Annotated in this window: 20 protein-coding genes; 7 read left to right on the top strand and 13 right to left on the bottom strand. The window is 54.1% G+C overall.

What is annotated here, in order from left to right; all coding sequences use genetic code 11:
• Positions 1–7: 7 nt before the first annotated feature.
• Positions 8–730, bottom strand: a complete 723-nt coding sequence (locus ACK3CJ_RS05675; RefSeq protein WP_409525465.1) for a FadR/GntR family transcriptional regulator — start codon at positions 728–730, stop codon at positions 8–10.
• A 114-nt stretch (positions 731–844) separates the two neighbouring features.
• On the opposite strand from ACK3CJ_RS05675, the gene ACK3CJ_RS05670 reads away from it, so the two are divergent.
• From ACK3CJ_RS05670 to ACK3CJ_RS05660, 3 genes are read left to right on the top strand one after another with little or no spacing between them, the layout of a single operon-like run.
• Positions 845–1,651 (top strand): (Fe-S)-binding protein, encoded by an 807-nt coding sequence (locus ACK3CJ_RS05670; RefSeq protein ID WP_409525464.1) that lies wholly within the window; start codon positions 845–847, stop codon positions 1,649–1,651.
• Positions 1,652–1,662: 11 nt separating this feature from the next.
• Complete coding sequence (locus ACK3CJ_RS05665; RefSeq protein WP_409525463.1) at positions 1,663–3,075, top strand: LutB/LldF family L-lactate oxidation iron-sulfur protein; 1,413 nt, start codon at positions 1,663–1,665, stop codon at positions 3,073–3,075.
• On the top strand, positions 3,075–3,731 hold the full coding sequence (locus ACK3CJ_RS05660; protein ID WP_409525462.1) for a LutC/YkgG family protein: 657 nt from the start codon (positions 3,075–3,077) through the stop codon (positions 3,729–3,731). The genes ACK3CJ_RS05665 and ACK3CJ_RS05660 overlap by 1 nt, the downstream gene beginning before the upstream one ends.
• 62 nt (positions 3,732–3,793) lie before the next feature.
• Here ACK3CJ_RS05660 and ACK3CJ_RS05655 read toward each other — a convergent pair whose 3' ends face one another.
• Positions 3,794–4,456: a glutathione S-transferase gene (locus ACK3CJ_RS05655; RefSeq protein WP_409525461.1), complete on the bottom strand. Its 663-nt coding sequence runs from the start codon at positions 4,454–4,456 to the stop codon at positions 3,794–3,796.
• Between the two features lie 107 nt (positions 4,457–4,563).
• Here ACK3CJ_RS05655 and ACK3CJ_RS05650 point away from each other — a divergent pair, with 107 nt between their 5' ends.
• Positions 4,564–5,442 carry a LysR family transcriptional regulator gene (locus tag ACK3CJ_RS05650; protein ID WP_409525460.1) on the top strand — a complete coding sequence of 293 codons (879 nt, stop codon included), beginning with the start codon at positions 4,564–4,566 and terminating at the stop codon, positions 5,440–5,442.
• A gap of 343 nt (positions 5,443–5,785) precedes the next feature.
• The gene (locus tag ACK3CJ_RS05645) at positions 5,786–6,826 is read left to right on the top strand and encodes a virulence RhuM family protein (RefSeq protein WP_409525459.1); all 1,041 of its coding nucleotides are present in this window, start codon (positions 5,786–5,788) and stop codon (positions 6,824–6,826) included.
• A gap of 142 nt (positions 6,827–6,968) precedes the next feature.
• On the opposite strand, the gene ACK3CJ_RS05640 is transcribed toward ACK3CJ_RS05645, so the two are convergent.
• Complete coding sequence (locus ACK3CJ_RS05640) at positions 6,969–7,760, bottom strand: PhzF family phenazine biosynthesis protein (protein WP_409525458.1); 792 nt, start codon at positions 7,758–7,760, stop codon at positions 6,969–6,971.
• A 310-nt stretch (positions 7,761–8,070) separates the two neighbouring features.
• On the opposite strand from ACK3CJ_RS05640, the gene ACK3CJ_RS05635 reads away from it, so the two are divergent.
• Together ACK3CJ_RS05635 and ACK3CJ_RS05630 are read left to right on the top strand one after the other, a co-directional pair.
• Positions 8,071–8,241 (top strand): hypothetical protein, encoded by a 171-nt coding sequence (locus ACK3CJ_RS05635; RefSeq protein WP_409525456.1) that lies wholly within the window; start codon positions 8,071–8,073, stop codon positions 8,239–8,241.
• A gap of 20 nt (positions 8,242–8,261) precedes the next feature.
• A complete protein-coding gene (locus ACK3CJ_RS05630; protein WP_409525455.1) occupies positions 8,262–8,555 on the top strand; it encodes a hypothetical protein in 294 nt (97 codons plus the stop codon).
• 203 nt (positions 8,556–8,758) lie between these two features.
• Here the strand turns inward: ACK3CJ_RS05630 and ACK3CJ_RS05625 are convergent, their stop codons facing one another.
• From ACK3CJ_RS05625 to ACK3CJ_RS05580, 10 genes are all read right to left on the bottom strand, one after another.
• Positions 8,759–10,438: a methyl-accepting chemotaxis protein gene (locus tag ACK3CJ_RS05625; protein ID WP_409525454.1), complete on the bottom strand. Its 1,680-nt coding sequence runs from the start codon at positions 10,436–10,438 to the stop codon at positions 8,759–8,761.
• Positions 10,439–11,268: 830 nt separating this feature from the next.
• Positions 11,269–11,856 (bottom strand): phospholipase effector Tle1 domain-containing protein, encoded by a 588-nt coding sequence (locus tag ACK3CJ_RS05620; protein ID WP_409525453.1) that lies wholly within the window; start codon positions 11,854–11,856, stop codon positions 11,269–11,271.
• A 249-nt stretch (positions 11,857–12,105) separates the two neighbouring features.
• Positions 12,106–12,624, bottom strand: coding sequence for a retropepsin-like aspartic protease family protein (locus tag ACK3CJ_RS05615; RefSeq protein ID WP_409525452.1), 519 nt, complete (start codon positions 12,622–12,624; stop codon positions 12,106–12,108).
• A 26-nt stretch (positions 12,625–12,650) separates the two neighbouring features.
• The gene (locus ACK3CJ_RS05610) at positions 12,651–15,038 is read right to left on the bottom strand and encodes a DNA polymerase II (protein WP_409525451.1); all 2,388 of its coding nucleotides are present in this window, start codon (positions 15,036–15,038) and stop codon (positions 12,651–12,653) included.
• A 28-nt stretch (positions 15,039–15,066) separates the two neighbouring features.
• The gene (gene mvaD, locus ACK3CJ_RS05605; RefSeq protein ID WP_409525450.1) at positions 15,067–16,059 is read right to left on the bottom strand and encodes a diphosphomevalonate decarboxylase; all 993 of its coding nucleotides are present in this window, start codon (positions 16,057–16,059) and stop codon (positions 15,067–15,069) included.
• Positions 16,046–17,014 carry a mevalonate kinase gene (gene mvk, locus ACK3CJ_RS05600; RefSeq protein ID WP_409525448.1) on the bottom strand — a complete coding sequence of 323 codons (969 nt, stop codon included), beginning with the start codon at positions 17,012–17,014 and terminating at the stop codon, positions 16,046–16,048. Before mvk ends, mvaD begins: the two co-directional genes overlap by 14 nt.
• A complete protein-coding gene (locus tag ACK3CJ_RS05595; RefSeq protein WP_409525447.1) occupies positions 16,992–18,038 on the bottom strand; it encodes a mevalonate kinase family protein in 1,047 nt (348 codons plus the stop codon). Before ACK3CJ_RS05595 ends, mvk begins: the two co-directional genes overlap by 23 nt.
• Complete coding sequence (locus tag ACK3CJ_RS05590; protein ID WP_409525446.1) at positions 18,038–19,204, bottom strand: hydroxymethylglutaryl-CoA synthase; 1,167 nt, start codon at positions 19,202–19,204, stop codon at positions 18,038–18,040. Before ACK3CJ_RS05590 ends, ACK3CJ_RS05595 begins: the two co-directional genes overlap by 1 nt.
• A 15-nt stretch (positions 19,205–19,219) precedes the next feature.
• Positions 19,220–20,299: a type 2 isopentenyl-diphosphate Delta-isomerase gene (gene fni, locus ACK3CJ_RS05585; RefSeq protein ID WP_409525445.1), complete on the bottom strand. Its 1,080-nt coding sequence runs from the start codon at positions 20,297–20,299 to the stop codon at positions 19,220–19,222.
• Positions 20,296–21,333 carry a hydroxymethylglutaryl-CoA reductase gene (locus tag ACK3CJ_RS05580; protein ID WP_409525444.1) on the bottom strand — a complete coding sequence of 346 codons (1,038 nt, stop codon included), beginning with the start codon at positions 21,331–21,333 and terminating at the stop codon, positions 20,296–20,298. The genes fni and ACK3CJ_RS05580 overlap by 4 nt, the downstream gene beginning before the upstream one ends.
• Positions 21,334–21,347: the final 14 nt, after the last annotated feature.

Genomic DNA, 21,347 nt, shown 5'->3' with positions numbered 1-21,347 from the left:
ATATTGTTCACGGACAGGTTTCAGTGCGTTCAAGTAGCTGACGGGTATAGAGAATATGCGTTCTTGCGGCGTCTCTTGCCACCTCTGGCTGACGTTGCTGGATCGCTTTATGAATCCGTGCATGCTGTTGCGCTATCCCTTCCGGATAGCGTCCATAGCGTCTGAGTGTCTGCGATAGCACTCCGTAAATGGCGTTGAAATAACGGTTATAGAACAACTGACTGAAGGAAATAATCAGTAGATGATGACTCGCCTCGGCAATCATCATATGAAACATCAGATCCGCTTTAGCTTTGGCCAGCGTCGATTCGCCCGCATTACGCTCCTGCATCCGGGCATACTCACTCGACAGCGCCCGTAACTGCTCATCCGTTGCACGGGTAGCTGCATAAAAGGCAGCTTCTGCCTCCAGAGTGGCACGTGCCTCAAGTACCTGCAGTTGGAGTTCCCTATTCCCGCCAGAAGTCTCCAACGGCAGATTCAGGTAGGGCTCCATCAGATTAACACAGCGACTGCGCCCGCCATGCTGTGTCTGGATCAACCCTTCGAGCTCCAGCATCAGGACTGCTTCACGCACTGTGGCGCGCGATACTTGCCATTGCTCGGCCAGCGCTCTCTGAGACGGGATCGCCTGGCCGGGAATATAGACCCCCTCGGCAATCGCCTCCCTCAGATCGGCCGCTACCCTTTCAACACTGGATTCTGCATTATCCAATCCGTTATTACCCACACTTGCCCTCCCTTGGTCAGACCAGTTATCAGTGTAGCATTTATTTTAGCCTTACCCTTGCCTATGCTGATACCACTTCAACCTGACCAATGAATCACTCCGGGAAACCAGACAGTGAATGAAACCATAATAAATCAAACGACAGCAAAAGCGCCTGTCGTCGGCCTGTTCGTGACCTGCCTGGCCGATCTGTACAGACCTGAAATCGCCTTTGCTACTGTAAAACTGCTGGAACTTGCCGGCTGTAAAGTCGAGGTTCCCGAGCGGCAGACCTGCTGTGGCCAGCCCGCATTCAACAGCGGTGACCGCCAGACAACTGCCGATATAGCGCACCAGACCATCGAAGCCTTCGACGGCTTTGAATATGTCGTGGCACCTTCAGGCTCCTGTATCGGCATGCTGCACCACTACCCCGAACTCTTTGAGCGCAACGATCCCTGGTTTGAACGGGCCATGTCGCTCAAATCCCGCGCTTTCGAAATCACCCAGTTTCTGGTGGATGTGGTCGATTTCACGGCTATTGAAAGCACTTTCAGCGGACATGTGACCTATCATGATTCCTGCGCGGGGCTGCGCGAGCTCGGAGTCAAACAGCAACCGCGCAAACTGCTGCAACAGTTGCCGGGGGTCAAACTGACCGAACTGGTAGACTCAGAAGTCTGTTGTGGTTTTGGTGGCACCTTCTGCGTCAAGTACCCTGATATTTCCAACCGCATGGTGTCTGACAAATCCACCAATGTCGCCAATACGGGGGCTGACACCCTGCTCGGCGGAGATCTGGGCTGCCTGCTGAATATGGCAGGCAAACTCAAGCGCGAAGGCGTCAGAGTCGATGTGCGCCATGTGGTCGAACTGCTGGCCGATATGACCTCACAGCCGCCGCTTGCCTCATCATCCTATGATCTGGCCACCAAGGTATAAGGAGCAGCAAGATGCAGATCCGTACCCCGGAATTCAAGGAAAGCGCCCGTATAGCCCTGCATGATGTCGGGCTGCAGAAGGCGCTCGGTAACGTCAAGAACGGTTTTCCCGGCAAGCGCGCAGCCGCCATGGCACGCCTGCCTGAGTTTGATGCCCTGCGTGATCAGGCCAGAGACGTCAAGAACCATGTGATTGCCCATCTCGACCTGTATCTGGAGCAGTTTGAAGCCAAGGTGCTGGAAAACGGCGGCCATGTTCACTGGTGTCGCACCTCGGAAGATGCCCGTCAGACAATTCTGAAAATCTGTCGCGAGCAGAATGCCAGAACCGTGACCAAGGGCAAATCGATGGTCACGGAGGAGATCAACCTGAATGAGTTTCTGGAACAGAACGGTATCCAGCCGATCGAGACCGATCTCGGCGAATACATCATTCAGCTGCGCGGCGAGCATCCGAGCCATATCATCGCCCCTGCCATCCACCTCAACCTGGAAGATGTCGCCGATACCTTCCACACCCATCATCACACACCACGTTCCGTAGATCCCAAGGTGTTGATGCAGGAGGCGCGTGAGCGTCTGCGTGAGAAGTTTGCCGCAGCAGATGTCGGTATCACCGGCGCCAACTTTCTGGTGGCAGAGACCGGCTCCTCGATCATCGTGACCAACGAAGGCAACGGCGACCTGACCCAGATTCTGCCCAACACCCATATCGTCGTGACTTCGATCGAGAAGGTGGTACCTACCCTTGAGGATATGACGCTGTTCCTGCGCCTGCTGGCCCGCTCCGCGACCGGTCAGGAGTGCTCGGTTTACAACACCCTCTCAACCGGTGGTCGCCGCCCCGGTGATCAGGATGGGCCGGAGCATTTCCATGTTGTGCTGGTCGATAACGGTCGCAGTGATATGGTCGGCAATGAGTTCCAGGATATGTTGCGCTGCATCCGCTGCGCGGCCTGTATGAACCACTGCCCTGTCTATGGAGCTGTCGGTGGGCACAGCTACGGCTGGGTCTATCCTGGCCCAATGGGATCGGTACTCACACCACAGATGATCGGGATCGAGAAAGGCGCACTGCTGCCGAACGCCTCCACCTTCTGCGGCAAGTGCGAGTCGGTCTGCCCGGTGCATATTCCACTGCCCAAACTGATGCGCCACTGGCGTGAGAAGGAGTTTGAAAAGCACCTGACGCCCAGAACCGCCCGCTGGGGACTCGGTGGCTGGGCCTTTATGGCCAGACGCCCGGCGCTGTACCGAAAGTTCAGCGCACTATCTAATGCTGCCCTGCGCCTGATGGCTGGCAAGAAGGGTTATATTCGCAAGATACCCATGGTTGGTGCCTGGACCGATTGGCGCGATATGCCGGCACCCAGCGGCAAAACCTTCATGCAGCAGTGGCAAGAGAAGCAACGGAGCGGACACTAATGAGCAAAGCAGAGATACTGGGCAATATCCGTCGCGGACTGGGTGGCAAGATCACAGACGAAGCACGCGCCACCGTGAAGAACCGCATTCAGGCGCACGCCCCTAACCTGATTCCAGCCCGTGGTCAGTTGCCAGCGGCAGAGCGCCAAGAACTGTTCATCAATATGGCGCGCGAGTCTGCCGCCGAGTTGATTGAACTGAACGATCTGGCAGACCTGCCTGCCGCGCTGGATCAGCATATGCAATCACTTGGCATCACAGAACTGATCATGGCACAGGATAAGTGCCTGACCTCGCTGGACTGGTCGCCGCTGCAGAACAAGCAGACCACGCAACGCGTATCCCAAGTCGGTGATCTTGCCAGCCTGACCACGGCGTTTCTCGGCATCGCCGAAACCGGCACCCTGATGCTCTACTCCCGTGCCGAAAGCCCGACAACGCTGAACTTTCTGCCGGATACGCACTATGCTGTCCTGCGCCGTGAAGATATTGTCGGTGTGTATGAAGACGCCTGGAACCGGCTACGCGAGGAAACCGGCGGTCAGATGCCGCGCACGGTCAACCTGATCACCGGCCCATCGCGCAGTGCCGATATCGAGCAGACCCTGCAGATGGGGGCACATGGCCCCCGGCAGTTGGTGATTTATCTGATCTGATCTGTTCTGAACTGCTCTTAACTGAACTGCTCTGAACTGCTCTTAACTGAACAATAGCGAGGTTAATTGACCTCGTAGTGCGGCATGGTCCAGGACTCATCCTGAGCACTGACATACCATGCCTGCATCTCGGGCAGTTCAAACATCGCCTGCGCCCAGCGATCAAACGCAGGCGATACCTTCAAGCCATAACCGCGCACCCGCCACATCACCGGTGCATACATTGCATCGACGATACTGAAGTGCCCGCACAGGAAGGGTCCTTCAGGCTTTTTCGCCCGCTCAAAATGTGCCCAGATCTGAGCTAACCGATCCAGATTCGCCCGTACCTCCACGCTGGCTGCTATCTGCTTTTGTACTCGGCAGTTCATCGGAAAACTGCTGCGCAAGGCCATGAATCCACTGTGCATCTCTGCTGCTGCGCTACGTGCCAGTGAGCGAAGCGCCTTATCCTCTGGCCAGAGTTTGCGATCAGGGAAGGTTTCGGCCAGATACTCCATGATCGCCAGACTGTCCCAGATCACCAGTTGCTCAGCCTCCCCCTCATTCACCACCAGCACCGGCACCTGCGCAGGGATCTGATAGCGCTCGCTGAGTTGCTTCAGCGCATCACTGTGAGCAAACGGCAAAAGCGTTTCATCAAACGGAATACCGGCAACTTTCATGGCGATCCAAGGGCGTAAAGACCAGGATGAATAGTTCTTATAAGCGATGTAAAGCTGCATGATGTGCTCCTTCTGCCATCTGTTGGGTTAGTTCATGAAGCATAAAACAGATGACAAAAACAAAAAAAGCGAATATTTTTAACCAAACCATTCGGAGAAATTGCACAATGACACCTCGCCAGATCCGCAGTCTGTTGAAAGTGATGGAGGTTGGCAGTGTGCAACGGGCAGCTCGAGAGCTGTATCTTGCGCCCTCCAGCATCTCGGCGCAGATACGTGAGTTGTCTGCGGAGCTGGGTGTCACACTACTGGAGCCTGCCGGTCGCGGTATCATTCCCAGTGCCGCAGCTCAGCAGTTGCAGCCCAGCTTTCGCTCATTTCTGGCACTGTCGGAAGAGATCAGCCAACAGGCAAGCTCCATTGCCCACGAACCTGGTGGCACGCTGAAGCTATTTGCACCCAGCTCCATGTGCATCTATCGCCTGCCGGCGCTGATCAATGCTCTTCAGGCTTCAGCCCCCCAAGTAGAGGTGATGCTGGAGCATGAGCCCTTTGATCATCTCGAAGCTTTTCGTTGCGGCGAACTGGATGCGGCTATTCTGGTGAGCCAGGTGGAGAGCGATGAGTGGATTAACAATCGACTGCATGCGGAGGATGTAATTTTTGTCTGCCACCCCAGCCGTTATCAGGCGGACGCCATCACATTGGAGCAGCTAAACCAGCAGCCATTGATCACGACGGAAGCAGGCTGCAGTTATCGTGTCGCCGCCGAAGTACATTTCCGCTCTCAGGGACTGACACTGAAACCCCGCCAATCATTCTCCAATGTCGAGGTGATCCGCCGCTGTCTGTTGGCCAACATGGGTATCGGCCTGCTGCCACGCTGCGCCGTTGAGGATGATCTGGCCAAAGGGACTCTGAAACATCAGGCAGTGGCTGGTACGCCCTACCCCTTCTTCTCGACACTGGTCTATCCACGCGGACGCTCCTGCCCACCCAAGCTACAGGCACTGATTGAGGTGTGTCGGACTGGTTGCACCACCTGATCATATGGGCTAAGTTCAACCTGAACCCGTGATTTCACTGGCAATTGCTTGTATGTGCGGGATATTCAGAACGCCTTGGATGAGACGCCGTGTATACATCCGTGTAGGCTTGAATGCCGCGTCCCTGCGGCATACACTCACCCAAGGCCTCCAGAATATGCGCGAAGTCGCGGATTGAGGAATCATTCGCCCTTATCAAATAAGGCGACTGCCTAACCAACAGAACCCGAGAGGCAGACTGTGAATCTGTTGCTTAATCACTTGAAAAATGAATATGGTTTTTGACAGCAGGTCAAAACTGATAATTAAATTCGCTGACACCCACACATAAGGAAGGAGCCCTATGTCTAAACATTTAAGCCTGCAAGACCAAACCTCGCAATTTTTACTCTATACCGCGCCCAACGGAGCAATAAAAGTGGAGGTACTGCTCAGCGATGAGACTATCTGGCTGACACAGGAGCGTATGGCTGAACTGTTTGGTGTGCAACGCCCGGCGATTACAAAGCATCTAAAAAAAGTATTTGAAAGTAAAGAGTTAAAAGAAGAAGTGGTATGTTCCATTTTGGAACATACCACTGAGCACGGCGCAATTGCCGGAAAAACCCAAACCAGCAAGATCAAGTATTACAACCTGGATGCGGTGATCTCTGTCGGCTACCGGGTAAACTCGGCGCAGGCAACTCAATTCCGTATCTGGGCAACCCAACTGATTAAAGAGTACATCATCAAGGGCTTTACCATGGATGATGAGCGTCTGAAAAATGGGCGCTATTTTGGCAAGGACTATTTTCGCGAATTACTGGAGCGGGTGCGATCCATTCGCGCCAGTGAGCGACGCATCTATCAGCAGATTACCGATATTTTTGCCGAGTGCAGCATCAATTACGATCCGAAATCGGAAACCACCCGTTTGTTTTACGCTCATGTGCAAGATAAATTTCATTTTGCGATTACCGGCCATACCGCAGCTGAGATCATTTCACTGAAGGCGGATGCCAGCAAACCGATGATGGGAATGAGCACCTATAAAAATGCGCCGGATGGTCGAGTGCTTAAGTCTGACTCAATTGTGGCAAAGAATTATTTGAGCGAGGCCGAAATCAAAAAACTTGAACGGGCCGTATCGACTTTTTTTGACTATATCGAGGGGATTATTGAGCGGCGCAACACTTTTACAATGGAAAGCTTTGCTGAAAGCGTCAACCGATTCCTTGCCTTCAATGAGTACCGGATTCTGGAAGGCTACGGCACCATCAGTAGAAAGCAGGCCGAGCAGAAAGCCTTTGCAGAGTATGAAAAATTCAACAAGCAGCAACACATCGAATCAGACTTTGACCGTGAAGTGAAAAAGCTGCTACAGAAAAGGGACACAGAGGAATGATTGACTACAAGCCCATTACCGAAGCCAATCACCTGAATCCGTGACTTCGCGGCATATTCCGAAGACTGAGCCTGTAAATAATTCGGTGTCTCACTCAAAACCTTCGGGATATGCCTGAACATACAAACAGCTGCCAGTGACATCACTGATCCAGATCTATTTGAATCTCGGCGACCATGAAATCCACCGCTTTGCCCGAGAGCAACACACGATCCCCTTTGATTTCACAGCCGATGCTGCCACCGCGGTTGGACAACTGGCGAGCTTGTAGCTCTCTGCGCCCAAGGCGCATCTGCCAGTACGGAGCAAGTTCGCAATGTGCAGAGCCCGTGACAGGATCTTCGTTCACCTGAAATTTGGGAAAAAAGCAGCGGCTGACAAAATCCACATCTTTTCCTGGAGCAGTAACCACCACACCACGCAATCCAAGGGTCTGGAGCTTTGCAAAATCCGGTGTCAGCGCTTGAATCTCTTCCTCGGTGTCATAAACCGCTATGTAGTCAAAGGCGGCCAGCACCTCTTCAGGTGCTTTACCCAACCCTTCCAGAAGGGCTTCGGGCGATTCAGTCATTACCGGCTGGGCAGCTGGAAAATCCATACGCAAGCCCTGATCACCACGCGTCACGGTAAGTGGGCCACTGCGCGTCAGAAACCTCACCTCGGGCTTGGTGTAAGCCAAGTGGGTATAGAGCACATGAGCACTAGCAAGTGTCGCATGCCCGCACAGGTCTACCTCCTCCACTGGCGTAAACCAGCGCAGCTCAAAGGCATCCCCTGCCGGAACAAAGTATGCGGTCTCGGAGAGGTTATTCTCTGCCGCAATGGCTTGTAGCAGCGTGTCATCAAGCCAGGTTTCAAGGGGACAAATCGCAGCAGGGTTACCCTCAAATTGCCTCTCGGCAAAAGCATCGATCTGGAACATTCTCAACTTCATTACTACCTTCCTGGTTATGTTTTTATTGGACATGGATCCGTGATTTCACTAACAACTGATTGTATTTGCAGGCATATTCCGAAGGACTTGGGTGAGGCGCCGTATATACATCCATGTAGACAGACAGTACTTGAATGCCGCGTCCCAGCGGCATACACTCACCCAAGGCCTCCGGGATATACTTTGAAGTCACAGATTCAGGTTGGAATCTCAATACCGCATTCAGCCGCTATTTAGCCTGGCATTACAGTAATGCCCTTAAGTTAAGATTTTCTCAAGTAATATCATATAATTACACAATCGCCAACAGGTGGCGGCACGCAAAAAGCTTAAACCCTCCGCCTATCAGGAGTTGAACCAACTCGCCTGCAACACCTTCTACGACCACGCCACCTTCCAGCGCTGGCACGGCAGGCGGCTGTTTGCCGTCGACGGCTCCACCGTCGAGTTGCCCAATACCGATCTGCTCAGGGAGACTTAGGCGCAGTCAATAGTCAGGCCATGCATCCCGGTGCCCGGCTCTCCGCCTTGTATGATCCGCTCAACCGCTTCATCCACGACCTGCAAATCGCCCCGTGCTCTACAGGGGAGCGCGAACTGGCGGCGGCGCACCTGCAGGCCGCCAGCCCTGGCGACCTGATTCTCTATGATCGTGGCTATCCCGCCGACGACTTCGCTGACCTGTACCTTTTGCGCTGGTTTACCGAAGAAACCTATGCCACCTGCAAGTCCCGACTCGAAACCGAAAACCTGACCGGCTATTCACCCCGCACGAAGGATATCCGCGAACCATGAACGCGCTTTCCGAAGCGCTACAAGCGGACCTGATCGCCCGGCCAGACGGCCCGGCCCAGATCAGCTCATTTTTTATGCGTCGATTGTGACGTATTAGTGCGGCACGGCAGAGTTGGGCACACTAGCAGGCATCATGCTGGCCTACTAAAGCAGGCCGGTTTCCGCAATAGCGGCAGCTTCGCGGTATCGGCCCCATAGTGTAGCTAGGACACCTTGAACTGCCCCACCAACCTTTTCAGGTTTTCCGACAGTTGCGCCAATTCTTCCGCCGCTACGGACACCTGCTGTGCCCCGGTGCTGATTTCCGCACCCGCACCATGGATTTGGATGACAGAGGCGCTGACCTGCTCGGTAACCGCGCTCTGCTGCTCCGCCGTGCTGGCAATCTGAACATTCATAGCGGAAATCGTGTCGGTCGCACCTGTGATTTCCAGCAGGACAGATTCAGCCTGCTGGGCATGCTTAACGGTTACTCCCGCCTTGCTGTACCCCTCGTTCATGGCATCGACACACATCCGGGCTTCGCTTTTCAGGGTGCCGACCATTTCCTGAATAGTGATGATCGATTGCTGTGTTTTAGATGCCAGGCTTCGTACCTCGTCAGCAACAACGGCAAAGCCACGTCCGGCCGTACCGGCACGAGCCGCTTCTATCGCCGCGTTCAGTGCCAACAGGTTGGTCTGCTCTGCAATCGCAGTTATCACCGCAAGTATTCTGTCGACATTATTAGTTTCGGCGTCGAGACGTGTGATAGAGGCTTGGGCATGTTCGATCTGACTAGCCAGCTCCTGAATGGATATATTGACCTGACTGACGATCTCTCTCCCATTTTTGGCTTGTTGATCGGCGCTTGCCGTCGAGGTGGCGGCTTCCGATGCATGCTCTGATACAAGCTTTACTGTGGATAACATCTGGTTCAACGCCACCGACGCCTGGTCAAGCTGCTCCGTTTGACTCTCGATGCTACGAGCGGTCTGAGTAGTAACAGCTGCCACCTCATTGGTGGCACCGGACAGTTGTTCGGTTGCCGCCGCTATGTGGGACACCATATCCAGCAAGCGCTCGCTCATCGCGTGCATGGCATTCAGCAGCTGTCCGGTTTCATCAGCGGAGTTCGCTTCGAGTTTGACTGTCAGGTCACCAGAGGCGAGGCGCTGACTAGCCTCTACGGCTCGCGCCAGCGGTCTGGTGATACCACGGGTGATCAACACGCCGAGCAATGCGCCGATCATGATGGAGAAGGCGCTAAGCCAGAACATTCCCTTTAGTGCGATTTCCTCGTCGTGATCGACTTTTTCTATGGTGTGCTCGGTCATTTTTTCAACGCTGACCAGTATCTCTTCCATGTGAATTTCGATCGACCGTTGCTGCTGTTCAAGCATCACAACGTCGGATTCCGATACCTCGGCACCCTGTTCGAGCCGGTCCATCATGCGCTCAACGACGCCCTCCAAACTGTGGATATCTTGTTCCACGGAGAGCATGGCCCGCTCTATCGCTTCGATTTCGCCTTTCAACTTCTGACCGAGCGCTCGGCCCTTGGCTGCCATAAGAATATCCTCGGCATCTTGGATTTCATCATCAATAATACGGGTAAGCTCGGTGACTCTACGATGCAACTCAGGGACAGTTTGTTCTGAGCTGGTGACACCGGCAACCCGCATGGCTCTCTCAATCAGAACGGCTTTCTCAAGCTGCTTCTCCGTTATATGCGCGACCAATTCTATCAGCGGCAAGTTATCAGTCTGAATAATCTTGAGTTCCTGCCCTATGACGTTCATTTTATAAATGCCAAAAGCAGCCGTAAGCATCAGCAGGAAGATCAGGGAGGTGATTAAAACGGTAATTTTTTTGCTGATCGAAAGATCTTTGAAGAGTTTCATGTTCCTGAGCCCATAGTCCTTAGGCGCCAACCAATAAGTCCATACTCCCCTCAGTGGCGCCTGTTAATAAATAGTGGCGCCTGTTAATAAATAGTGGCGCCTGTTAATAAATAGTGGCGCCTGTTAATAAATAGTGGCGCCTGTTAATAAATAGTGGCGCCTGTTAATAAATAGTGGCGCCTGTTAATAAATAGTGGCGCCTGTTAATAAATAGTGGCGCCTGTTAAATAGTGGCGCCTGTTAAATAGTGGCGCCTGTTAAATAGTGGCGCCTGTTAAATAGTGGCGCCTGTTAAATAGTGGCGCCTGTTAAATAGTGGCGCCTGTTAAATAGTGGCGCCTGTTAAATAGTGGCGCCTGTTAAATAGTGGCGCCTGTTAAATAGTGGCGCCTGTTAAATAGTGGCGCCTGTTAAATAGTGGCGCCTGTTAAATAGTGGCGCCTGTTAAATAGTGGCGCCTGTTAAATAGTGGCGCCTGTTAAATAGTGGCGCCTGTTAAATAGTGGCGCCTGTTAAATAGTGGCAAATTATACCATTTATAAATCTGTAAAAAAACTGTACTTTAGTGCTATTTATTGTCAATTACCTTATTCAATGACTTAACACTAACCTCCTGCATAACCGGTAGAGGCTCACTGTCAGCTCAAAAACTTCGGTGCAGCTCAACGTTTCTCAAAATAAGGTGTGTCATCTGGTCAAATGAGTATGGAAGAAGTGTTGATATATTTATATCGGCAAATGATGACACCTCCCGTCAGCATTTATTTATATTGGGTTGTCATCACAGTATACCCACCACCGATATTGGTCTGCGCACCGGCAAACCAGATCTATTTCAGATCAATCTCCGGCTTTTTGCCCCATAGGGCAGGTTCGCAATCCTCTCGATTCTCATCAATCGATACAGCATGGCGCGCATGTCGGATAATGCTGCTGGGTTCAATATCATGAAAGAGATAGCGCGTGGTGCCCAGTGTTCCTAAGAAAGGGACTGGTATACCGAGAGCCTCGACTGAGTCCCAGACACCGATAAGCTCAATATCTGTATGATCGGCGACTGAAAAACTCCTGCGGAATTCGGTTGATTTTTGTTTGTATGGAACCGAGTCTGCCGAGCGCTGGCGATATAGGTCATAAGCTGCTGGAATCCGGCGTGAATGCTCTCTTCTGAGTATCCCACAATTACGGATCAACCTACCAGTGAGCGCACTGTGTAGGTCCCCCGACTGAAACTGAAGAAGCTGGTCACCGTCATCATAGTCGTGCACGATAAAACGATAAAAATCCATAATGTTCTTATCTATACCTGCTCCGGTCGCGCCACCTTTGACATTGTCACCCTCGGTACCAACATCCCAATCATAAATGATAACCTGCTTGTTGCCCTGTTGATCTACTGGTGCAATAGCGCGAGCCATACGCATTACATATGTTGGATAATCATCTTGGAATACTGTTTTCTAACTGAAGCTTCGGAGTTAGCACCCAGATAAGTGTGGGGTGCCGGGGGTGACTATCCGGGGGAGTCCGCAACAGGGATGTTGCGGTCCAGGCCCCATGGACGGGTTTACGCCGACCCCGGATAGGCACACCCGACACGGGCCAGTGGCACGGTCCTTCATCAATACGGCCAGTGCGAACTCCGAAACTAGAGTTCTAAAAAGCGATCAAGGAATACGCAAAGTCAGCGTATCTCCGCTTTGCACCAGCTCCAGATGCTGCATGAAGCTCATCCCGAGCAGTACGATTTCGCTCGGCATATGAGGGTTAATGTGGGCACGCACACCCTGCTGCTCGATACCGCCGAGACTGACCGACTGCAGTTGAGTCTGGTATACCGTGATCACACCATTGGCGGTATTCACCTTGCCAGGAGCTCCCCGTTGCAACCCTATCCTCTGCGCTACTGTTTCGGGGATACTCACGGTTGTGGCACCGGTATCCAGCAGAAAGACCACCGGTTCGCCATTGATCAGGCCAGGCGCTGTGTAGTGGCCTGAACGGCTGCGCTTGAGCACCACTTCTGAAGCCAGACCAGGATTACCGATCAACAATTGCTGGTTGGGATTATCACGCTTATTGGTGTACTGATTGAAGAACATCGACAGCACAACCAGCAGTGCTATCCAGGAAAGATAGGTCATCAGGCGCGCGGTGGTGCGTCGTGTACTGTCTGGATCTTGCATCGTCATTTCCCTGCTCAGTTATTGACTCAACCCTGATCAAAAAGATCTCTCTGCGGGGCCACCGTTTCCGTGAAAGTCTCCCCCAGAAAAGGCAGTATCGTATCAGCCACCGGCATCAGTTGCCGATCCAGATAGTGTTGATAATCGATCGGCGACTGTCTCAGTTCCTGCGGTTCCGGGCCGTTCACGGTGATCAGATAGCTGACACTGTCACCCTGTCGCAGCGCCTCAGGCAAACCCTCGGCACGACATCTTTCATTCAGCATCCGTGCAGCACGGACATGCGGCGGTACATTGCGCTGATAGTCCTGCAAAGGCCTGCGCAGACGCCGATGGTATATCAGCTCGTGATCTCGCTTGCCATCCAGCAGCTCTGCAACCGTGCTACGCACCAGCGGCTGCCATGGCTCACCGGCAAAAATACGCCCATAAAGCTGATGCTGGAAGTCTCGCGCCAAGCGGGTCCAGTCACTGCGCACCTGCTCCAGCCCCTTGAACACCAGCTCGGTCTTACCCTCGCCCAGCCGCTTGACTCCGGCGTAGCGTTTTTTGCTGCCCTGTTCTGAATGGCGCATGCGCGGCATCAGAAAATGTTCATAGTGGGTCTCAAACTGCAGTTCCAGCGCGGTATCCAGCCCGAATCGCTGTTGAATCTGCTGCCGCCACCAGTCATTCAGTCGAGTAACCAACTGCTCACCGTAGGCTGCCGTGTCCTGATCCGACCAGTTGTCACCCAGCCAGACAAACACCGAATCAGTATCGCCGTAGATCACACGGTGCCCCAGCTGCGTCTCGATATATTCGGCAGTCTGGGTGAGTATCTGGTGCCCGCGCAGGGTGATGGACGCGGACAGGCGCTGATCGTAAAAGCGACACTGATTGGAGCCCAACACCCCGTAGCAGGCATTCATGAGAATTTTGATCGCCTGAGACAGGGCAGAGTTCCCCTGCTGTTTGGCTTTATCCCGTGCCTGCCACAAATGTTCGATGATGCCAGGCAGAATATTGTACCGTTTCGAGAAGATCGCACCATGAAAACCCGGCACCAGATCGGTCTCGGCCACGTCGGGTTTCAGCCCTTCTGCCAGCCCCATTGGGTCGATTTGAAAAGTGCGGATGATGCTCGGATACAGGCTCTTGAAATCCAGCACCAACACATGCTGATAAAGACCGGGACGGGACTCCATCACAAAGCCACCCGGCACTTTAAGTCCTGTCTGACCGGAGGCATACTCAGGTGCCACATAGCCTCTGCGATGCAAAGTGGGCAGGTAAAGATTATCGAACGCCTGCGCCGAACCGCCGACCTTGTCCAGCGACAATCCTGTTAACCGGCTGCGCTCAATCAAGTAGGGGATCAGCCCGGTCTTGTCGAAAATTTCAGTGACCAGACGGCAGTCCTCGATATTGTAGTGCGCCAGCGCCGGCTTATCTTCGGCATAGAGGCGCTGAATCTCGGCACCGCGATCATCCACATGATCAATCGCCTTGCCCTTACCCAGCAGGGTTCGCGAAACAAACTCCAGGCTGTAACGCTCAAACTGCCATGTCGCCCCTTTCAGGGTATCGATCCCATCCAGCACCACCCGCCCGCCGATACGGGCATACCATTTGCCAAGTCCCGACTGTTCCACCCGAATCGGCTGCTGGTCACGGCCGATCAGCAGAGACACGCCACACACCTTTGCTCTGGCCTGCAGCACACGCAGGTCGAAACCGATCACACTCCAGCCGATCAGGATATCAGGATCGATCTCGCGCACCCGATGTACAAAGCACTGCAATAATAGTCGCTCATTCGGCAAGTAGCGGATCAGATCCGTATCCTCCCCCCTACCCAGCATCAGCACCTGTTCGACGCCCTCTGACTCCAGAGCGATGGAGAGAATACGATCCGCCTTCATGGTGGTTTCGATATCCAGCGACAGGAGTCGAAAGCGGGGTTGATAGTCGGCAGCCCTAAGACTATATCGGCCCTGCTGCTGATAAACAGTGGCACCGGAAAAGATGAATCGCTCCATCAGATAGCGATCAACCGGACGGATATCCTCCTCCATCAGAGTCAGATGCACCGCCTGCAAACACTCGATAGATTGATGCAACAGAGAGAGGGTTGGGGTGTACACTGCCGCGACGGGCCTTTGCTGAAAATCGCACAGGTCCAGATCGCGCCATTCCCAGGCAGAGAGTTCCTTTAACGCCTGCTCAACCGCCTCACGCTGCTCCTGCAGCACGAAAAAAACTGCCCGCTCGCCGTGAATCACCACTCGTTCAGCACCCGACGGTGTCTGCAACCAGTAGATCAGTTCCAACCCCTGCGCAGTATCGCGCTGCTGACGAGAGAGTGGAAATCCGGTCAGCATCTGTGCCTCAATTGCTGATTCAAGCACGGGTTCAGGTACGGGGGCAGACACCGCTTCAGACTCTGTATCAGGCTCTGTTTCACGCGCAGAAAGGCTGTACGATCTCCATCCCAGGGAACTGCTCCAGCAGGGCCTCCCTGGCTGAGACTTCAAACAGCAGTTTCAGGTTGGGGCCTGCATCCATCGTGAAGTAGACAGGCAGCCCCTCTTGTCGGAGCTGCCACACCTGGCGCATCGCGGTGATGGAGTCCGGCTGCCAATAGAGCAGTGGCGGCCAGGAGGCGATCATGGTGGCGTGCATGGACAGCGCATTCTGTTCGGCGCACTCACCCAGCAGAGCAAAATCCTGTGTTTCTATCGCCTGCTGCAGACGGGACAGATCGGTCGCGGCCTGCAACGGCCAGCTCTGATACAGGTGTGCGGTTTCGAGCGTGCGCTGCATGCCGGCGCGCGAATCCACCGCTTTGGTAGACGCATCCACCTTGATCAAGCCGATACAAAGATCCGGCCACTGCTGATCCAGAGGGATACCATGACTGTCCATGCCATCTTCACGCTGGCCCATACGCCACTCCACAAAACCATCGAAAACGGAGCGACAGGCACTGCCACTTCCCAAGCGCGCTACCACTGACAGCTGTTGTCGATTCAACTGCAGCTCCAGGCACTCATTCAATGCCAGCGCCAGTGCGGCAAAACCGGAAGCAGAGGACGCCAGCCCTGCCGCGGTGGGAATATTGTTGTGCGTCTCCACCTTAAGGGAGAAGCTACTGTGCTGACGAAACAGATCGATAAACGCAGACACGCGGCTGGCAAACATGGTTTCAGGGCGTTGCCGCTCGCCATTGAGCCATACTTCATCGGCCAGTCCATCTATCGGGCTCAGGCGTGTACGACTACCCAGTGATTTGAGCGACACAGACAGGGAGGCATTCACCGGCAGATTCAGCTCACGATCCCGCTTACCCCAGTATTTGCACAGTGCAATATTACTCGGCGCGAACTGCTCCTCCACTGCCCGGGGTTGCACCGGATGCGGTACCAGCAGATTGATCACATCAAGCTTGTTCATAACTGACCTCAGTTCCTGTCGGTGAGATACCCACGGGTATCGCCTGATAAGGGATATCGACACTTGCTCTGCCCAGGGTGATGACACAGTCGCCAAGACCCGAGCCTGAAATCTTTGCGCCCAATACCTGCTTATCCGCACGCAGACGATAGATCATATCCGACAGGGTCGCATCATTCACGCCCAGCGCATCGAGCAAGCCCTGATAGATATTCATCAGATGTCCCAACTGGGGCCAGGCCTCGCAGCGGATCGCCTGTTCAGCGGCTTCGGCGGTCTGGTTCATCAACGTATAGAGCGCCTGATAGAGGGCAGGCTGCTGCTCCGAACGCGTCTCTACATAGGCCAGCACATCAGGAGTTTTCATCTTGTAGCCGGCATACCAGAGTGCGATGGGCGGCACACCGGGCAGTGCGGTGATCTGTCGCGGTTCGGTACGATAGGCGATCAGACCACCCTGAAGGCTCGCTGCCAGATCGGTTCCCGAGCCTCTTCCCTGCTGCACCTGATGCACCACGGCCAGCGCAGCATCGAAGCGCTCCTCCAGTGAGAGGCGCTGCTGCGAAAACTCAGACAGCGCGACGGTCAGCGCAGCGGTCACCGCTGCAGAGGAGCCCAGCCCGACCTGATGGGAGAATTCCGATACGATCGTCAGCTCAAAGCCACTCGGCAGATCGGTCGCCCAGTGGCGAACAACCGCCAGCACAAAACTCAGGCGCTGCTCCTCTGATGAGGTCGATGACTCTACCGGCGACATAAGCCTGGATAGAGAGCCACTGTAACTGCCCAGCGCAGTATCGATCACTACCTGATCATCCGTGCGTGGCGTCAGTTGCAGATGAATGTATTTGTTCACCGCGCAGGCGATCGCCAGATGGCCGTGCAGCACCGCATGCTCGCCCATCAGCATCACACTGCCGGGCGCCGAGACTCTAATCACCGATGTAACTGACACCCTGTGTTTCCTCTTCCAGTTTACCCCAGCGCCAGTGCTGTGGCATCGCCAGCTCACCCGGGTCACCCTGTGGCAACCAGGCCAGCAGCAAACCGCCAGCTTCTCCGCGTACACTGCCTGCACCACTGATCTTACCCGCTCCGCCACGCGCTTCAAGCTGTTCAACAAAGGCACTGACGACAGACGGCACCACACCGATATTCTGTAACAGACGATGATTTTCCTGCACCAGAGCGGCTCTTTGTGGATCGGTATCGGCCTGAATCAGCGCCTCAGTTATCACTGAAAACTGATCCCAGAGTGGCTGATCATCAGCAAAACGCGTGCGCACCGCTTCAACACAAATACCTGTACTGACATCGGGACTGCCGGTATTGATCCAGAACCAGCCATCACCCAAACCCGCCCCAGCGACCGGCGTGATCACAGACTCTTTCAGCCTGACCCGCCCACCACAGCACACCGCCGCGGCATCGATCAGGCTGCCACGACCATGCTGCAGCCGTTCGCAGTGGCGCACCGCGTGGGCCAGTTCGATCCGCTGCTCATGGGTCATATCCCGGTGTTGGCCAAAGAGTACCAGCGCAGCGGCCACCAGCGCGGCAGAAGAGCCCATACCAGCACCTAAAGGCAGGGTTGAATCGATGATCATTTCAGAGCGGATCAGCAATTCTGAATCAAGGACTGAATCAAGGACTGGGTCAGCAGTGGAGAGTCTGCTCGCCTGTGCAATCGCATAGAAAAGCAGTTGCTCCGGACTCGACATGATCGATTCAACGGCGCGATTGCCTTCAAGAAATTGCTGATGATGCTGATCAAGACGCGCTGCCAGTGCCTGCAGGGACGCAGCATCATGACTGACAAGTCGCCCTTTCGGGCTGCGCCAGCTGATACCGACCACTGCGCCGGGAAGCAGATCGATACGGATATGCTGTCGGACGGCTACCGCCAGCGCGGGTGCCCCGTAAACAACCGAGTGTTCACCACTGAGGATGATCTTCCCGGGGGCAACCGCAGCAGGCATCAGCAGGGCACGTATTCACGCTTGTGATGGGATATCGCCGCCAGACGGAAGCGACCGGTGGTTGAATGAGGCAACACCAGACTCTCGCCACCTTGCGGATCGGGATAGTGATAGAGCTTCAGATACTCATCGTAGTTTACTTCCTGGCGTGCACTCAGCATGCTGGCATGCGCCGCCGTGTGCAGCTGATCCTGATAGCCATCGACCACTGTGCCGGAGAAAAACTCCGCCACACAACCTGAGCCATAACTGAAAAAACCGATACGCTTGCCCGACAGACTCTCCTTGGTATTATCCAACAAAGAACACAGCCCGATATACATGGATGCGGTATAGCTGTTACCGATCATCTGATTGTAATGCAGGGTGTCGGCGATCTGTTGCTCAATCTCGGCAGCATCCAGGGTGCAACGGCACAGCTTGGCCAGATGCTGATGGGCTTTCTGGGCCATACGACTGAACGGGAGGTGATAGCAGAAATAGTTGAAATCGCGAAACGAGCTGCGACTCTCTTCACAGAAATATTCCCAAGCCTTTTTCAGCGCCTTGAGATAGATTTTGGTGGAGTATTTGCCATCAACCAGCGCATTGGAGCGATAGTTCGGGCGCCAGAAATCCATCACATCTTCGGTGTAACTGCCCACTTCGGGATCAATCACCACAATGCGTGGATCGGCGCTGATCAACATCGCCACGGCACCACAGCCCTGAGTCGCTTCGCCCGGCGTGTTGAGATCATAACGCGCAATATCGGACGCGATCACCAGCACTTTACTGTCAGGTTTGCGCGCCACCAGCGCACAGGCCATCTGTACGGCAGCTGTCGCACTGTAACAGGCCTGCTTGAGCTCCACGACTCGGCAACGAGAACCCAGCCCAAGCAAACGGTGCACATAAACGCCCGCCGCCTTGGACTGATCAATACCGGTTTCCGTCGCAAAAAGCAGCGTGGTCACGGCATCGGGGCCAATACGTTCTACAATAGGCAACGCCGCATTGGCTGCCATCGTCACGATATCTTCATCTGGCGCGGCCATGGCCATTTTTTCCTGGCCAATACCGGTATAGTACTTCTCAGGATCCGTTTGCTGCATTTCAGCCAACGTCCTCAGGTCCAGAAAATAGTTGGACGTATAAAAGCTGATTTCGTCAATACCAACAGACATATCCGGATTCTTTCCTCAACGCTCTTCGACGATAAGCGCTTTGTTCCTGTACAGGGTTGCCAGATCTGGGGTACCGAGTAGAAACATCGCTGTAATAAATTCACGGTGTAGTCTTTCTATCACAGCCACAACCGCATCTGCTGATTCCATGGCAGGTTGCAGCAACGGTGCTGCGACCCCGCAAAGCGTGGCGCCGAGTATAACAGATTTCGCCATATCAATCCCATCTCTGATACCACCACTGGCGATCAGAGTTGCACGATCCAGAAATGGCTCTGCCAGCTTCAATGCCAACGGAGTCGGCAAGCCCCAGTCCTGAAAACGGATACCCAGACCTGTGCTTTGATCGGAGCCTTGATCGGAGCCTTGATCGAAGATCTGATCAGCACTCTTATCAGTGCGTCGATGATGCTCGATACGGCTCCAAGAGGTCCCGCCGGAACCGGCGATATCAAAGTAGCGGATCCCTTGATCCAACCCCAGTTGAATATCTGCCGGAGACAAGCCCGCTCCTACTTCTTTCAATATAATCGGTTTATCCAGTGCCAGCCTCAGCTGCCCTATCGCATCAGCAATACCAGCAAAATTGGTATCCCCTTCCGGCTGTATCGCCTCCTGCAAGGGGTTAAGATGCAGAAACAGAGCATCGGCACCCAAAACATCCATCACGTCGCGACAACGTTGTGCATCAAAACCATAGTTAAGCTGAACAGCTCCGACATTGGCAATCAACACAGTAGTCGGCGCCACTCCACGCAGATCAAAACTTGCCCGCGCAGCCGGTTGCGTGAACATGACACGCTGCGAACCGACCCCCATCGCCACCTGGCAACGCTCGGCTGCCGTCGCCAGATTCAGATTAATGGTTCTGACCAGATCATGATCCCCACCGGTCATGGAGGAGATCAGCAGTGGAAAACGCAACTTCTTGCCAAGAAACTCGACGGAGGGGTCGATACGGCTCAGATCCAGTTCCGGCAACGCACGATGCGTCAGATGTATGCGATCGAAATAAGCTTTGGAGCGATCAGTGGCCGGATCATCTCGAATCACCTGAATGTGCTCGATCTTGCGATCATTGGTCTGATCGGTCATGAACGCTCCAGTTTAAGGTGAGCTTCCATCAGCTCACCCGGATTGGTCTGAGCCGCCAGTAATGACAGCTCTCCACACAGCACAGTTGCGGCACATATAGCAGCCAGACGCCGCGCATTGGCTCCTGGTTCCCGCTCTTCACGACAACCGAGCAGGCGCAGATTCTCTTCCACGAATTCTATACCCTTGCCGTTGCCTACACTGCCTACAATCAGGTTTGGCAGCGTGCAGGAAAAATAAAGATCTTCACCTCTGAGCTCGGCATGCACCATACCCTGCGATCCCTCTATGATATTGGCGGCATCCTGCCCTGTCGCAAGATAAAAACCCAACAGCATATTGGCAAAGTGCGCATTAGCGCTGCGCAAGCCACCGGCAATCATCGTACCAATCAGGTTTTTCTTGATATTCAGATCCACCACCTTTTCCGGCGTGGTCTTGAGTCTACGCTCACACAGGCTGCGCGGGATCACTATTTCACTGACGACATATTTACCACGCCCCAGTATTCCGTTCACGGCACTGGCTTTCTTGTCAGTACAGTAGTTAGCGGAGATGGAGCTGTATCTGAGATTGGGATACTGCTGCAAGATCCAGGGAATCAGCCTGTCGGCAGCATTGGTCACCATATTGTGGCCTGAAGCATCGCCGGTGGTAAACTCAAGACGCAGATAGAGCAGATTACCGACGATCTGGCTGTGCATATCAATCAGGCGCGCAAAACGACTGCTCTGACTGACCACCGCATCCAGCTCTGCCTGTCGCAGCTTAATTGAAGTCACTGCCTGATGGGCTGCCATGGCATCGTCTGCTTCCAGCAGAATCGAGCGGGTCATACGCTCGTCGATCACACTGGTATTGATCCCTTCCGTCAGCACCGATACTCGCGCACCTCTGCCGACCGAATGCCACAAAGGCGTTTCATAGGTGGCCAAGGGAACACTGATGCTTTCATTCAGCGTCTGCCCCGTGATTTTCAAAGGCCCGACCCAGCGCATGGGTACAGGTGCCTGAAGTATTTTATGCGACTTCATAAGGTTTTGAGTTA

The sequence above is a fragment of the Nitrincola salilacus genome (genome assembly GCF_046271865.1).
Classification (GTDB): domain Bacteria; phylum Pseudomonadota; class Gammaproteobacteria; order Pseudomonadales; family Balneatricaceae; genus Nitrincola; species Nitrincola salilacus.
Note: the sequence above shows the minus strand (reverse complement) of the source record. Positions and strands in the feature narration are given on the sequence as shown.